Annotated in this window: 13 protein-coding genes and 2 pseudogenes; 5 read left to right on the forward strand and 10 right to left on the reverse strand. The window is 75.6% G+C overall.

Annotated elements, in window-relative coordinates:
- Window positions 1-33 precede the first annotated feature (33 nt).
- The gene (locus tag ABZS77_RS13575; RefSeq protein WP_354822150.1) at window positions 34-714 is read right to left on the reverse strand and encodes a DUF2064 domain-containing protein; all 681 of its coding nucleotides are present in this window, start codon (window positions 712-714) and stop codon (window positions 34-36) included.
- On the reverse strand, window positions 711-1,385 hold the full coding sequence (locus ABZS77_RS13580; protein ID WP_354822153.1) for a glycosyltransferase family 2 protein: 675 nt from the start codon (window positions 1,383-1,385) through the stop codon (window positions 711-713). Before ABZS77_RS13580 ends, ABZS77_RS13575 begins: the two co-directional genes overlap by 4 nt.
- A 145-nt stretch (window positions 1,386-1,530) precedes the next feature.
- Here ABZS77_RS13580 and ABZS77_RS13585 point away from each other — a divergent pair, with 145 nt between their 5' ends.
- Window positions 1,531-2,922, forward strand: a complete 1,392-nt coding sequence (locus tag ABZS77_RS13585; RefSeq protein ID WP_354822156.1) for a hypothetical protein — start codon at window positions 1,531-1,533, stop codon at window positions 2,920-2,922.
- On the opposite strand, the gene ABZS77_RS13590 is transcribed toward ABZS77_RS13585, so the two are convergent.
- Window positions 2,919-3,998 carry an NAD-dependent epimerase/dehydratase family protein gene (locus ABZS77_RS13590; RefSeq protein ID WP_354822159.1) on the reverse strand — a complete coding sequence of 360 codons (1,080 nt, stop codon included), beginning with the start codon at window positions 3,996-3,998 and terminating at the stop codon, window positions 2,919-2,921. The two genes, ABZS77_RS13585 and ABZS77_RS13590, sit on opposite strands and share 4 nt — an antisense overlap.
- Window positions 3,999-4,218: 220 nt before the next feature.
- On the opposite strand from ABZS77_RS13590, the pseudogene ABZS77_RS13595 reads away from it, so the two are divergent.
- Together ABZS77_RS13595 and ABZS77_RS13600 are read left to right on the forward strand one after the other, a co-directional pair.
- A pseudogene (locus ABZS77_RS13595) lies at window positions 4,219-5,457 on the forward strand (molybdopterin-dependent oxidoreductase); the annotation flags it as partial.
- Window positions 5,450-5,920: a hypothetical protein gene (locus ABZS77_RS13600; RefSeq protein ID WP_354822162.1), complete on the forward strand. Its 471-nt coding sequence runs from the start codon at window positions 5,450-5,452 to the stop codon at window positions 5,918-5,920. The pseudogene ABZS77_RS13595 and the gene ABZS77_RS13600, both read left to right, overlap by 8 nt.
- On the opposite strand, the gene ABZS77_RS13605 is transcribed toward ABZS77_RS13600, so the two are convergent.
- From ABZS77_RS13605 to ABZS77_RS13635, 7 genes are read right to left on the reverse strand one after another with little or no spacing between them, the layout of a single operon-like run.
- On the reverse strand, window positions 5,887-6,588 hold the full coding sequence (locus ABZS77_RS13605; RefSeq protein WP_354822165.1) for a dihydrofolate reductase family protein: 702 nt from the start codon (window positions 6,586-6,588) through the stop codon (window positions 5,887-5,889). The genes ABZS77_RS13600 and ABZS77_RS13605 overlap by 34 nt on opposite strands.
- On the reverse strand, window positions 6,585-7,268 hold the full coding sequence (gene ribA / locus ABZS77_RS13610) for a GTP cyclohydrolase II (RefSeq protein ID WP_354822168.1): 684 nt from the start codon (window positions 7,266-7,268) through the stop codon (window positions 6,585-6,587). The genes ABZS77_RS13605 and ribA overlap by 4 nt, the downstream gene beginning before the upstream one ends.
- 58 nt (window positions 7,269-7,326) lie before the next feature.
- Entirely contained in the window at window positions 7,327-8,280 is a 954-nt protein-coding gene (locus ABZS77_RS13615; protein ID WP_354822171.1) for a lysylphosphatidylglycerol synthase transmembrane domain-containing protein, read from the reverse strand.
- 47 nt (window positions 8,281-8,327) lie between these two features.
- Window positions 8,328-9,149 (reverse strand): class I SAM-dependent methyltransferase, encoded by an 822-nt coding sequence (locus ABZS77_RS13620; RefSeq protein ID WP_354822174.1) that lies wholly within the window; start codon window positions 9,147-9,149, stop codon window positions 8,328-8,330.
- Window positions 9,146-10,225 carry a glycosyltransferase family 4 protein gene (locus ABZS77_RS13625; protein WP_354822450.1) on the reverse strand — a complete coding sequence of 360 codons (1,080 nt, stop codon included), beginning with the start codon at window positions 10,223-10,225 and terminating at the stop codon, window positions 9,146-9,148. The genes ABZS77_RS13620 and ABZS77_RS13625 overlap by 4 nt, the downstream gene beginning before the upstream one ends.
- The gene (locus ABZS77_RS13630) at window positions 10,225-10,623 is read right to left on the reverse strand and encodes a 6-carboxytetrahydropterin synthase (RefSeq protein WP_354822177.1); all 399 of its coding nucleotides are present in this window, start codon (window positions 10,621-10,623) and stop codon (window positions 10,225-10,227) included. Before ABZS77_RS13630 ends, ABZS77_RS13625 begins: the two co-directional genes overlap by 1 nt.
- Window positions 10,624-10,625: 2 nt before the next feature.
- On the reverse strand, window positions 10,626-11,609 hold the full coding sequence (locus tag ABZS77_RS13635; RefSeq protein WP_354822452.1) for an NAD(P)-binding protein: 984 nt from the start codon (window positions 11,607-11,609) through the stop codon (window positions 10,626-10,628).
- Between the two features lie 118 nt (window positions 11,610-11,727).
- On the opposite strand from ABZS77_RS13635, the pseudogene ABZS77_RS13640 reads away from it, so the two are divergent.
- Window positions 11,728-12,387 (forward strand): annotated as a pseudogene (locus ABZS77_RS13640) (CDP-alcohol phosphatidyltransferase family protein); the annotation flags it as partial.
- Window positions 12,388-12,569: 182 nt separating this feature from the next.
- The gene (locus tag ABZS77_RS13645; RefSeq protein WP_354822180.1) at window positions 12,570-14,285 is read left to right on the forward strand and encodes a sulfatase-like hydrolase/transferase; all 1,716 of its coding nucleotides are present in this window, start codon (window positions 12,570-12,572) and stop codon (window positions 14,283-14,285) included.
- Window positions 14,286-14,300: the final 15 nt, after the last annotated feature.

Consider the following 14,300-nt stretch of genomic DNA (forward strand, 5'->3'; position numbering starts at 1 on the left):
CGACGGCGACCCGCGCGGCCGTGTCGACCGGGTTCACCGCCGGTCCCCCGGCACCAGCGTGCGGCGGACCGCCGCGACCTGCCGGGCGAACCGGCCCTCGGGCGCCTCCACCGCCACCGCGAGGGCGTCCGACCACTCGTCGACATCGCGCAGCACGGGCAGCGGCGCGGTGCGCAGCCCTCGTCCGCTCAACGCGGCCCAGGTGTCCCGGCCGGTGCGTGGCGTCGACATCGGCACGTCGCGCAGCACGCCGGCGTGTCGCGGGTCGCGCAGCCCCAGGGACCACCAGCCGCCGTCGGCCGCCCGGCCGAGGACGGCGTCGGCGGCGCCCAGCCGGCGTACGGCGGCGGCGAGGCGCGCCGGGGTCAGCTGCGGGGTGTCCATCCCAATCTGGAGCACCGGCCGACCCGGGTACGCCTCGGCGACCTCGGCGTACGCGTTGGCGAGCCGGTCGCCGAGGCCGGTGCCCCGCTGGCCCAGCACCTCCCACCCGGTGAGCGCGGCGGTCAACGCGGCGGCGTCCTGCCCCTGGGTGAGTCGACCCGCGCACGCCAGCACCGGCGTGACGCCCGGCGTGGCGCGCACGACGTCCAGGGTGTCGCGCAGCGCGGCGGCGGCGATCCGGGCCGCCTGCTCGGCGGTGGCCGGCGGGCAGAGTCGGGTCTTCACCGCCCCGGGCACGGGCGCCTTCGCGACCACCAGCAGGACGGTCACCGGGAGCCGTCCACGGTCCGCAGCACGCCCGCGAAGTCACGGGTGGCGCGCAGGGTGCCCCGGACCGAGCCGGACACCTTGGAGCGGGTCCCGGCCGCCCGGGGCGCGTAGGTGACGTCCAGTTCGTGGATCCGCCAGCCGGCGGCGGCGGCCCGGATCAGCAGTTCGAGGGGGTAGCCGAAGGCACGGTCGGTGACCCCGAGGGAGAGCAGCGCGTCGCGGCGGGCCACCCGGATCGGGCTGAGGTCCCGCAGGGGTACGCCCCGGCGGCGCAGCAGCGCGGCGACGAGCGCGGTGCCGACGCGGGCGTGCCACGGCCACACCCCGGCGCCGACCGGCCGGCGCCGACCGACGCTGAGGTCCGCGGCGCCGGCCGCGACGGGCGCCACAAGCGCGGGCAGCTCGGCCGGGTCGAACGAACCGTCGGCGTCCAGGACGCACACCAGGTCACCGTCGGCGGCCTCCAGGCCGGCGTGCACCGCCGCGCCGTACCCCCGCCGGGGCTCGTGGACCACGTACGCGCCGTGCCGGGCGGCCACCTCGGGCGAGCCGTCCCGGGAGCCGTTGTCCACCACGATGGCCCGGTAGCCGGGCGGCAGCGCGGTGAGGACGCCGGGCAGGGCGGCCGCCTCGTCCAGGCAGGGCAGCACCACGTCGATCTGAGTCGCCATACCGCCGACGCTAGGACGGCACCCGGTGGGCGGAGGTCGGAATGTGCTTACCGAACCCTTACCACCTGGACATTTCTTACCGTCCGGTGACGGGCCGGCGGTTCCACGGCGCGAGGGTCGACTGTCGCCGTACCGTCCGGTGGTCATGACCTCGACCACCGCCGCCCCCACCGCCGCCGGGCGGACGCCGCTGCGCCGCAGTTCCGGCGACCTGCTGGTGCTGGGCGTGGAGGCGGCGCTGCTCGCCACGGCCGTGGTGGTGGGTGCCGTGCTGAACGCGCGCGGCGCCGGCCTGCACGCCGACGCGGCCCCGCTGTACGGGACGTGGCGCCCGCACGTCGGCTGGGGCAGCCCGCTCGCGCTGCTGGTCGCGGTCGCGGTGGTGGGCTGGGGCGCGCGGTGGGCCCGCACCGCCCGCTGGGGTGCCCTGCTGGGCGCCGCGTGGCTGACGGCGGTGGCGTGGACGCTGTCGCTGGCCCTGGTGGACGGCTGGTCGGCGGGCCTGGCGCAGCGGCTCACGCCGCAGGCCGAGTACCTGCACGAGGTTCCGGGGGTCACCGACATCCCGGCGATGCTTGCCGGGTTCACGGACCGGATCGTGGACTTTCAATCGGGCTCCTGGTCCACCCACACCGCCGGTCATCCCCCGGGCGCGCTGTTGATCTTCGTCGGGCTGGACCGGATCGGCCTCGGCGGGGGCACCGCCGCCGCGCTGGCGTGCGTGCTGCTCGGCGCCACGGTCGCGGTGTCGGTGCCGGTGACGCTGCGGGCTCTCGGCGCACCCGACGCCGCCCGCGCGGTCGTCCCGTTCCTGGTGCTGCTGCCCGGCGCGGTCTGGGTGGGCGCCTCCGCCGACGGGATCTTCGCCGCCGTCGTCGCCGCCGGGCTGGCCCTGCTGGCGGTACGCGGCCGGGCAACCGCCGCTGCCGGTGGCATCACGCTCGGCTTCGCGCTGCACCTCTCGTACGGGTTCCTGCTGGTCGGGGTGCTGGCGTTGACGGTGCTGGCGCTGCGTCGTACCCACCGGTGGGGCGCCCTGCTCGCCGCCGGCGCCGGCGTGGCCGCCGTGACGGCGGTCTTCGTCGCGGCCGGCTTCTCGTGGTGGGTCGGCTACGAGCGGGTGGTCGATCGGTACTACCAGGGCTGGGCGGCCGACCGCCCGTACGCCTACTGGGTGTGGGCCAACCTGGCCGCGGTGCTGCTCAGCGCCGGGCCGGTGCTCGGGCCGGCGCTGCGCCGGACGGTGTCGGCCGCCCGGTCGTGCCGGCCGACGCGCGGACCGCTGACGACCCGGGTGGTCGCGGCCCTTCGCGACGCCGGTCCGACCGTGCTGCTGCCGCTGGCGGCCCTGGTCGCGGTGCTCGGCGCGGACCTGTCCGGACTGAGCAAGGCCGAGGTGGAGCGGATCTGGCTGCCGTTCGTCGTCTGGTTGCTGGTGGCCACCGCCCGGCTGCCGCAGGGGTCGACGCGCTGGTGGCTGGCCGGCCAGGCCGTCACCGCACTGGCTGTCAACCACCTCATCTGGACGGTGTCCTAGCCGCGCCGCCCCACGGGAACAAAGCGGGCCGGTTCGCGCAACGGGTCGGTGGCGAAGCCGGCCACCCCCTCGGCGAAGCCGACCCGAGCCGTGAAGCCGAGCAGATCGGCGGCACGGCGCGGATCGGCCACCACGTGCCGGACGTCCGCCGCCCGCGCGCCGCCGACCACCTCGGGCGCCGGACCGCCCATCGCCTCGGCGAGGGTGACCGCCAGGTCGCCGACGGTGTGCGGCTCGCCCGAACAGACGTTCACCGGCGTGCCGGCGGCCGGCGGTGCGGTGCCGGTCAGGGCCAGCAGGTTGGCCCGCGCCACGTCGGTGACGTGCACGAAGTCACGTCGCTGCCGGCCGTCCTCCAACACGCGGGGCGCCTCCCCGGCCGTCAACGCCGACCGGAAGATCGACGCCACTCCCGCGTACGGGGTGTCGCGGGGCATCCGGGGGCCGTACACGTTGTGGTAGCGCAAGGCCCAGACCGCGCCGCCGGTCTGCCGCGCCCACGCCGCCGCCAGGTGCTCCTGGGCGAGTTTGCTCGCGGCGTACGTGCTGCGCGGTTCCAGGGGAGCGTCCTCGGGCACCAGCGCCGGGTCGAGGCCCCGGTCGCAGTGCGGGCACGTCGGGTCGTACCGGCCGGCCGCCACGTCCTCGGGCCGCCGGGGCGCGGGGCGTACCGTGCCGTGACCGGCGCAGGTGTACCGCCCCTCGCCGTACACCACCATCGAGCTGGCCAGCACCAGCCGGCCGATCCCCGCACGGTGCAACGCCGCCAGCAGCACCGCCGTGCCGTAGTCGTTGTGCGTGACGTAGTCGGGGGCGTCCGACGGGTCCAGACCGTGCCCGACCATCGCCGCCTGGTGGCAGACCGCGTCCACACCGACCAGCAGCCGGTCCAGCAGAGCGCGGTCGCGGACATCGCCGCGCACCACGTCGTGCCGGCGCGACCAGTCGGGCAACTCCCCGCCGTGCGCCTGGGGCAGCAGCGCGTCCAACCCCAGCACGTCGTGGCCCTGCTCGACGAGCAGGTCGACGACGTGCGATCCGATGAACCCGGCCGCGCCGGTGACCAGTACCCGCATCCGGTCACGGTAGGCCGGACGCGCGCCCGGTGGGCCGGTTCGCCCGACCCGTAAGGAGTTCACAACAGCTGGCCGCCCGGTAAGCGTTCGGTAATGCGGCAAACCCGACCCGGGCGTACCCGTGCGGTTTAGCCTGCCCGCAGTGCGTCCCACCGCCGGACACGGCGGTCAGGAAGGAGTGGCGGTGCCTCCGAAACCACCCGGGGTGGACACGATCGAGCGGAGCTGGCGCAGTCCGCTGCGCGGCCCCTGGCTCACCGCCGTGTACGGCGCGGCGCTGCTTGTCGCGCTGCCCCTGGTGATCGTCACGGGGCTGCTCGACTACGCCGCCTACGGTCCCCAGTTCGACCAGGCGTTCCCCACCGACGTGGGCTGGTTGCGGCTGCCCGCCTTCGACTGGCCGACGCGGCCGTCCTGGTTGTTCCGGGTCACCCAGGGTCTGCACGTGACGCTCGGGATCGTGCTCGTCCCGGTGGTGCTGGGAAAACTGTGGTCGGTGCTGCCGAAGCTGTTCGACTGGCCGCCGGTCCGCTCGGTGGCCCAGGCGCTGGAACGGCTCACGCTGCTGCTGCTGGTCGGCGGCATCCTCTTCCAGATCGCCACCGGCCTGCTCAACATCCAGTACTCGTACCTGTTCGGGTTCGACTTCTACACCGCCCACTACTTCGGCGCCTGGATCTTCACCGGGGCGTTCGTGGCGCACGTGGTCATCAAGTTCCCCCGACTGGTGACCGCGCTGCGGTCCCGCCCGTTCGGCGCGCAGTTGCGGACCCCACGCGCCGACACCCGACCCGAGCCACCCGACCCGGACGGACTGGTCGCCACCGAACCCGGGCCGGCCACCGTCAGCCGGCGCGGCGCCGTCGGCCTGGTCGGCGGCGGGGTGCTGCTGCTGGCCGTCCTCACGATCGGGCAGAGCCTCGACGGTCCCCTGCGCCGCACCGCGCTGCTGCTGCCCCGGGGCCGACAGCCCGGCCCGGGACCGAACGGCTTCCCGGTCAACCGCACCGTCGCCGCCGCCGGCGTACGCCCCGAGCAGACCGGCGCCGACTGGCGGCTCACCCTGCGCGGCGGCGGCCGGACGGTGACCCTGGACCGGTCCGCGCTGCTGGCCATGGCGCAGCACACCGCCGCACTGCCGATCTCCTGCGTGGAGGGTTGGTCGACCCGGCAGACCTGGACCGGCGTACGGCTGCGGGACCTGGCCGCCCGGGCCGGCGTGGCCGACCCGGCCTCGGCGCGGGTGTCGTCGCTGGAGCGGGCCGGCCTGTTCCGCACGGCGGTGCTCGCGTCCAACCAGGTCGGCGATCCGGACGCGCTGCTCGCCCTGCGGGTCAACGGCGTCGACCTCTCCCCCGACCACGGCTACCCGGCCCGGGTCATCGTTCCCGCCCTGCCCGGAGTGCACTGCACGAAGTGGGTCGCCGAGATCGACTTCCAGGACCGGGCCGATGGCTGAGCGGGCCGCCCGGCTGCGCGCCGCATACGGCGCCGGCCGCTGGCACCTGGTGGTGGTGACGGCCGCCCTCGTGCTGGCCGGCTGGGTGGCGCTGCGGCTGGCCGGTGAGGCGACCGCCGGCCGGATGCTGCTGTGGTTCCTCGGCGCGGTCGTCGCCCACGACCTGGTGCTCTTCCCGGTGTACGCGGCCGTCGACCGCGGGCTGCGGGCGCTCGCCCACAGCCGGGTCTCGCTGCTCAACCACCTCCGGGCGCCGGCGCTCGGCACGGCGCTGCTGTTCCTGGTCTACTCCCCGGGCATCCTGCGCCTGGGTGAGACCACCCACCTGGCGGCCACCGGTCAGAACCAGCGGCCGTACCTGGTGCGCTGGCTCCTGCTCAGCGCCGCCCTGTTCGGGCTCAGCGCGGTCTCATATCTCCTGCGGCGTCGTCAGGCCTCGCCGAAGCGGTCGGACAGCGCGTAGCGCAGCAGGACCACGTCGCCGATCTGCCGGACGTCGGCCAGCCGGGCACGGTGGCCCGAATGCCAGGGGAAGCTCCCCTCGCCGACGAACCGGGGCGCCCGCCCGTCACCGACGAAGAACGGCGCCACCACCAGGTGCAGCTCGTCGGCGAGGCCGGCGGTGAGGAACTGGGCGTGCACCGTCCCGCCGCCCTCCACCATGAGCCGTCGTACGCCCCGCGCCGCCAGGTCGGCCAGCAGCCACGCCGGGTCGATCGGCTCGCCCGCGTCGACGATCGTGGCCGCCCGTTCCAGCCGTTCCCGGGTCTTCTCCACCGCCGACGTGGCGCAGTAGACGAACCGGGCCGCGTCCCCCGCGGTGAAGAACCGGGCCGTCGGGTCGAGGTCACCGCGCGCGGTCAAGGTCACCTTGGCGGGCGAGGCGGGCCGGCCACCGGCCACCCGCTCGGCCCGGCGCACGGCGGAGCGCACCAGCAACCGGGGATCGTCCCGCCGTACCGTGCCGGCGCCGACCAGGATCGCGTCGCAACTGGCCCGGACCGCGTCCACCCGGTCCAGGTCGTCCTCGTTCGACAGCAGCAGCCGCTGCTCGGACGAGTCGTCGATGTACCCGTCGATCGAGGTGGCGCAACTCAGCAGCACGTACGGCCGCGCCGGCCGGCCGTTCACGGGGCGTCGGGCCGCTCGGGAGTCCGGCCCGCGAGAGCCTCGGCGGCCTCGGTCTCCGCCGCCTTGGCCGCCTTCGCCGCCAGATAGTCGGCATTGGCCGGGGAGAGGAAGACACTCGTGGGCACCCGCTCGGCGACGTCCACACCGAGGCGGGTCAACTGCTCCGCCTTGTCCGGGTTGCTGCTGAGCAGCCGGATCCGGGGCACCCCCAGGGTGGCCAGCATCTGCGCGGCGGAGCTGTAGTCCCGCTCGTCCTCGCCCCGGCCCAGCGCCACGTTGGCCTGGTAGGTGTCCAGCCCGGCGTCCTGCAGGGCGTACGCGTCGAGCTTGGCGTACAGGCCGATCCCCCGGCCCTCCTGGCGCAGGTAGAGCAGGAACCCGCCGGTCTCGGTGATCCGCTGCACCGCCTCGCGCAACTGCGGACCGCAGTCGCAGCGCTGGCTGCCGAACACGTCGCCGGTCAGGCATTCGCTGTGCGGGCGGACCAGCGGCGCCTCGCCACCGGCGGCGAGGCGGTCCAGTGCCCCCGCCCAGTCGCCGAGGCCGAGAGCGAGGTGTTCCCGACCGTCCACGAGGCCCTTGAAGGTGAACACCCGCACGGTCGTGGCGTAGCCGTCCGGGAACGCCAGCGGCACCGTGACCTGGGTACGGATCGTGGCGACCGGCAATGCTTCGGGCATGGGACTCCTTTGTCCGGCGTCACCGTCCCGCGGTGACGCGTACCGTCTCACAACCGGCTCAACAGTCATCGCCGGACGTCGCTTCCCGGGTGCGGGGATCCCGGGTCCGTCGGGCCAGCAGCACGGCCGCGCCGGGCAGGCTCGCGACCAGCACCAGTGCACCGTAGACGGTGGCGGTGGCGACACCCTGGGCTGCGCTGAGCCCCGCCGCACCGAACGCCCACGCCGCGACCCCCTCGCGGGGCCCGAACCCGGCGATGTTCAACGGCAGGCCCATCGCGAGCAGGGCGAGCAGCGTCAACGGCAGCAGCCGCGACAGCGGGGCGTCCGCGCCCGCGGTCCGCGCCGCCACCAGGAAGGTGGCCAGGTGACCGGCCACCATCACGGCGGAGGCGACCACCACCCCGAACCAGGTACGCCGCGCCAGCAACCCGGCCCGTACGTCGTCCACGGCGGTCCGCAGCGCCCGCACCCAGCGCGACCTGCCGCCGTCCGGCAGGGCGCGCGCCGCCAGCACGACGACCAGTCCCGCCACGACCAGCAGCGCGGCGGCGACCGGCAGGTACGACCGCACCGGCGACGGGAACGCGGCGAGCACCACCAGTGCCACACCCACGAGGACGACCTGGCCGGCGGTCCGCTCCCAGACCACCGCGCGGATGCCGCGGCTGACATCACCGGCGTCGCGGCCGTGGCGCACCGCCCGGTGCACGTCGCCGAGCACCCCGCCGGGCAGCGTGGCGTTGAGGAACACGGCCCGGTAGCAGTGCGCGACGGCGGTCGCCAACGGCAGCCGCACGCCGAGGCCGTCGGCGACGAGGCTCCACCGCCAGGCCGCGCAGACCGTGGTGAGCACGCCGATGACCAGCGCGGCGGCCAACGCCGGCGCGTCGATCAGGCGTACCCCGGCGAGGAACGGGCCGCCGCCCACCTGCCACAGCAGGACGGCGAGCAGACCCACCCCGCCGGCTACTCGTGCCCAGGCCCAGACCATCGGCGCCGGCCTCCCCATGAAGATCGTCCACTTGCCCTAGTGCACGTACCCAGGGCGCGATCAGTTCATCCGTCGGCGAGCAGGTCGCGGTGTTCGACGAGCACGGTGAGCCGTCCGGCGGCCGCGTCGGCCAGCCGGCGCTCGGCGTACGCGCGGGCCGGGCCGGTGAGGTCGGGGCGCTGCGCGAGGGCCGCGCCGAGCCAGCCGCGGAACCACTCGGCGGCCAGGTCGGCGTCCTGCGGGCCGAGCCGCCACGGGCTGGGCCGTTCCCGCACCCGCACGCCCCGGCGCGCGAACGCGGCGGCGGTCACGGCGGCGGCGTCCGGGCCGAGCAGACGACGACCGTCGACGGTACGACGTTGGTGCTCGTTGAACGCGGCCCGCACCTCCTCGTCCAGCGGGTCGGCCGGGGTGAGCCGGACCAGCCCGGTCACCGAGACCGCGAACAGGGTGGGCCGGCCGACGCAGGCGTCCACCACCCGGTCGACCTCCTCGGCGGTGAGCATGTCCAGCAGCGCGGACGCGGTGATCAGCGAACCGTCGGCCAGGTCGGCGGCGGTCAGCCGGGTGAGGTCGCCGCAGCGGGTGCTGACCGTGACCGGCGCGCCGTCGGCGGCGGTCACGCCGGTCATGCCCTCGGCGGCACGGGCCAGCAGGCCGGCGTCACGGTCGTGCAGGATCCAGTGCTGCGGGCCGGGCAGCCGCGCGGCCAGCCAGCGGCTCATCGAGCCGGTGCCGCTGCCCAGGTCGTGGACCACCGTCGGACGGTCGCCGGTGAGCCGGGTCCGGACGACGACGTCCAGCAGCTCCGCCGAGCGGGCCGCCGCGTCGGCGGGCTCGCGCAGCCGCAGCCAGTCGGCGAACGGCATGGTCTCCTCGACGGTCATGCCGCCACCTCCTCCAGCACGGCGGCCAGCGACGCGGTCGTCACCGGCCAGTCGGTCAGGGTGTCGCGCCGGGCCAGGGCGGCCCGCCGCAGCCGGGCGCGCAGCGCGTCGTCGCCCAGCCAGCCGGCCAGCGCGCCGGCCAGCGCGCCCGGGTCGTCCGGGGCCACCAGCAGCCCCGGACGGTCACCGTCGGGCGCGTGACCGAGCGCCTCGGGCAGACCACCGACGTCGGTGCCGAGCACCGGCAGGCCCCGGGCCAGCGCCTCGGTGACGACCATGCCGTACGTCTCGCCCCGCGAGGGCAGCACCAGCAGGTCGGCGGCGGCGTACGCGGCGTCCAGCGCCGCACCGGTCAGCGGCCCGGCCAGCCGGACCCGCTCGGTGAGGCCCGCGCCGGCCAGCCGCGCGCGCAGCCGCCCCACGAGGTCCGGCTCCCGGTCCAGCGTGCCCACGCAGACCATCGTCCAGGACAGGTCGGCCAGGGTGGACAGCGCGTCGACGAGCACGTCGTGGCCCTTGTGCCGGGTGACCGCCGCGACGCAGAGCAGCCGGTCACCGGCGGCGGACCCCGGTGCGGGCGGCGCCGGCGCCACCCCCGGCGGCGCGGCCCGGATCCGGTCGGCGAGCAGCGGGTGGCGGGCCACCAGCGCCCGGCGGGTCCACTCGCTGGTGGTGACGACGGCCCGGGCGGTCGCGAGCGCGCGGGCCTCGGCCTCGTCGTCGAGCGGCAGGTGCACCAGGACGACCAGACGCAGCCGCCGGGCGTGCGGGGCGAGCAGGTCCGGCACGGTGGAGGCGATCAGACCGTCGAGGAGCACCACGGCGTCGTCCGGCAGGGCGGCGAGCAGCCCGGCCAGCCGCGCCCGCTCAGCCGCGGCGGGATGCGGCCACGCCCCCGGGACGGGGTGTTCGCGTACCGGCCAGCCCCGCTCGTCGAGCCCCGCGCAGACCCGCCGGTCGTAGGCGTTGCCGCCGCTGGGCGTCGCCGGGTCGTCGATGTCGCCGGGCAGGACGACGTGCACCGGACGGCCGGTCGTGTCCGGCCCGCCGGCGGGCGCCGTCCCGCCCGCGACGATCACAGGGACCGCTCGTAGCTGGCCCAGGCGATGTGTGACTCGTGCAGGGTGACGGTGAGGCCGGTCAGCTCGCGCGCGCCCGCACCCAGCTCGCCGGCGTGCGCCCGCTCGGCCAGCCGGTCGGCGATGGTGCGGGCCAGCACCTCCGTGGTGGTGTTCACCCCGGCGAACGCCGCCTCGTCGTCGAGGTTGCGGTAGGTCAGCTCTCCGAGCACCGCCCGCAGCTGCTCGGTGGCCAGGCCGATGTCGACGACGATGCCGTCGGCGTCCAGGTCGGGCCGGCGGAACGTGGCGTCCACCACGAACGTCGCGCCGTGCAGGCGCTGGGCCGGGCCGAACACCTCGCCCCGGAAACTGTGGGCGATCATCATGTGATCCCGAACGGTCACGCTGAACACGGTCACTCCCCGTCGTCGTAGGTGATGAGGTGGCAGAGCGCGGGCAGGTCGCCCGTGCTGAGGTCGGCGAGCACGTCGGGCAGCTCGGTGAACCGCGACGCACCGGTGATCAGCGCGTCGAAGGCCGGATCGTCCAGCAGATCCAGGGCGAGCGCCAGCCGGTCGGAGTAGCTGCGCCGACCCCGTCGGGCCGGCGCCACCATGCCGACCTGGCTGCTGCGGACGGTCAGACGTCCGGAGTGGAACGCGCCACCCAGCGACACCTGCACCGGGCGGTCGCCGTACCAGCTCAGCTCGATCACGGTGCCCTCGGCCGCCAACAGGTCGAGCGACTGTTGCAGGCCGGCGGCGGTGGCGCTGGCGTGCACGACGAGGTCGCGGTCGCCGGTCGCGTCGGCCGGCTGGGCGAACCCGACGCCCAGCGCCCCGGCGATCCCGGCGCGGCGCGGGTCGGTGTCGACGAGTTCGACCTGCACGCCGGGGAACCGGGCGAGCAGCGCCGCCACGCAGCAGCCCACCATGCCGGCGCCGACGACGCTCACCCGGTCGCCGACCAGCGGCGCGGCGTCCCACAGGGCGTTCACGGCGGTCTCCACCGTGCCGGCGAGCACGGCCCGGGCGGGTGGCACGCCGTCCGGCACCGGCACCACGGCACTGACCGGCACGACGTACGCGCTCTGGTGCGGGTGCAGGCAGAACACGGTACGCCCGAGCAGGTCCGCCGGGCCCTGCTCGACCACGCCGACGCTCAGGTAGCCGTACTTCACCGGGCCGGGGAAGTCACCCTCCTGGAAGGGCGCGCGCATCGCCGCGTACTGGTCGGGGGGCACCCGGCCGGCGAAGACCAGCGTCTCGGTACCCCGGCTGACCCCGGAGTAGCGCGCCCGCACCAGCACCTCGTCGGGGCCCGGCGCGGGCAGCGACACCGGCCGGATCTCGGCCGCGCCGGGCTCACGCACCCAGCACGCGTACGCCTCGCGGATCACCGTCGCGCACCTCACCTTTTGCTCCCGGCCGAACCGAACGGCCACGTTTTCCGTGTTCCCTGTCGGGGTCGTCGATCATAAACACGGAGGTACGGTGCCCACAGTTCGAAGTGGTCCGATGATCGGGCTGAGCGCGCAACTGCTCGCGCTGGCGGCGGTGGCCGCCACCGTCGGGCTGGGCGGTGCGGGCTGGCTGCTCGGGACCGGCTACGCGGTGGTCAGCTGCCTCGCGCTGAGTCGCGGACTGGGCCGCGCCGGCTCGGCGCGTCTCGGCCCCGCCGACCGGGTCACGCTGGCCCGGGCCGTCCTGGTCGGCGTGGTCACCGCGCTGGTGGCGGACTCATTCGGCCGGCCCACGCCGGTGGCGCTGCTGGTGACGGTGAGCGCCGTGGCGTTGCTCCTGGACGCCGTCGACGGCCAGGTGGCGAGACGCACGGGCACCGCCAGCGCGCTCGGGGCCCGCTTCGACATGGAGGTCGACGCGTTCCTCATCCTGGTGCTCAGCGCGTACGTCGCGTCGTCGCAGGGCGGGTGGGTGCTGGCCATCGGCGCGATGCGGTACGCGTTCGTCGCGGCGATGGCGGTGCTGCCGTGGCTGGACGCGGCGCTGCCGCCACGGTTCTGGCGCAAGGTGGTGGCCGCCGCGCAGGGCGTCCTGCTGGCCGTGGCGGCGGCCCGGGTGCTGCCGGAGCCGGGCACGACGCTGGTGCTGGTGGCGGCGTTGGCGCTGCTTGTGGAGTCGTTCGGCCGTGACGTGGCGTGGCTGTGGCGGCGTCGCCCGGCGGCCCGCCCGGCGCCGGTTCCCGTGGCGGCCCCCACGAGGGTCAGTGCCGGCGCACCGGCGGCGTTGCCGCTGCTGCCCTCGGGTGGGCACACGCCTGTCGTCGTGCCGCCGTTGCTGCCGGTGCGCGCGATGGCGTCCCGCTCGGGCGGTACGGTCCACTCCGACTGGAGGCTGTGATGACCCTTCCCGCCCGGCTGCGCCGGTTGGCCGGCCGGCTGCGCCCGCGCTCCGCCGTGACCCGTGACGAGTCCACCCGTACCCCCGGGGGGCACGGCCGTGTCCGGCGGGCGGTGGGCGCGGTGCTGGCGGTCGCCCTGGTATACGCGGTGCTCGCCGGCCCGGACCGGCTCGGCGAGCTGACGCCCGGCGCGTTCCTGCGCATCCCGCTGGAGGGGTTGCTCGTCGCCGCGCTGCTGCTGGCGCTGCCGGCGCGACCCCGGCGCGTGGTGGTGGTCGTGGTCGGGCCGGTGCTCGGCCTGCTGGCCGTCGTCAAGCTCGCCGACCTGGGGTTCCGCACGGCCCTGGACCGGCCGTTCGACCTGGTGCTGGACTGGCTGCTGCTGGACGACGCGTTCGGCTTCGTCCGGGACTCGGCCGGCCGGGCCGGAGCGGTCGGCGCGGCCGTCGGCGCTGTCGTTCTGATCGGCGTGCTGCTGCTGGTGACAACCGTGGCGCTGCGGCGGCTGGCGGCGCTCCTGGTCCACCACGAGCGGGGGGCGACGCGGGTGGTGGCGGCGCTGACCGTGGCCTGGGTGGTCTGCGCCGTCGCGGGCGTACGGATCGTCCCGGGCGTGCCGGTGGCCGACACCGGGGTCACCGCGCTGGTGGGCGCGCACGCCGAACAGGTGGACGCGCGGCTGCGGGACCGCGAACGGTTCACCGCCCAGATCGCCACCGACCCGTTCCAGGACGTCCCGGGTGACCGCCTGCTCACCGGCCTGCGCGGCAAGGACGTCGTCCTCGCGTTCGTGGAGAGCTACGGGCGGGCCGCGATCGAGCATCCGCAGTTGGCGCCGCAGGTCAACCCGGTGCTCGACGGCGGCACCGAACGGCTGCGCGCCGCCGGGTACGGGGCCCGCAGCGGCTTCCTGACCTCCCCCACCTTCGGCGGTGGCAGTTGGCTGGCGCACGACACGCTGCTGTCGGGCCTGTGGACGGACAACGAGCAACGGCACCGCAGCCTGCTGGCCAGCGACCGGCTGACCCTCAACGGCGCGTTCCGCCGGGCCGGCTGGCAGACCGTCGGGGTGCTGCCGGCGGCCACCCAACCCTGGCCGGAGCAGGGCTTCTTCTCCTACGACCGCTACTACGACGCCGAGGCGATGGGCTACCGGGGGCCGAAGTTCAGCTACGCGCCGATGCCCGACCAGTACACGCTGTCGTTCTTCCAGCGGACGGTACGCGCCGACGCGGACCGTCCGATCATGGCGGAGATACCGCTGATCTCCAGCCACTCCCCGTGGACCTCGGTGCCCCGGATGATCGGCTGGGACCAGGTGGGTGACGGCTCGGTCTACCGCGGCCAGGCGGCGCAGGACGGCGGCGACGCCGAGGACACCGGCCGCGCGCGGGCCGGCTACCGGCAGGCCATCGCGTACTCCCTGGAGACGCTGATCTCCTACGTGCGGACCTACGGGGACGACGACCTGGTGCTGGTCTTCCTCGGTGACCACCAGCCCGCGCCGGTGGTCAGCGGCGAGGGGGCCAGCCGGGACGTGCCGATCACCATCGTCGCGCGCGACCAGGCGGTGCTGGACCAGGTCGGGAGCTGGGGCTGGCAGTCCGGGTTGCGCCCGGGACCGGACGCGCCGGTGTGGCCGATGGACACCTTCCGGGACCGGTTCCTGACCGCCTTCGGGCCGTCGACGAAGCCGATGGCCGCGCCGCGCTGACCTCGACCGGCATCA

The organism is Micromonospora sp. NPDC005298, assembly GCF_040607375.1.
In the GTDB taxonomy this organism is placed as follows: Bacteria; Actinomycetota; Actinomycetes; order Mycobacteriales; family Micromonosporaceae; genus Micromonospora.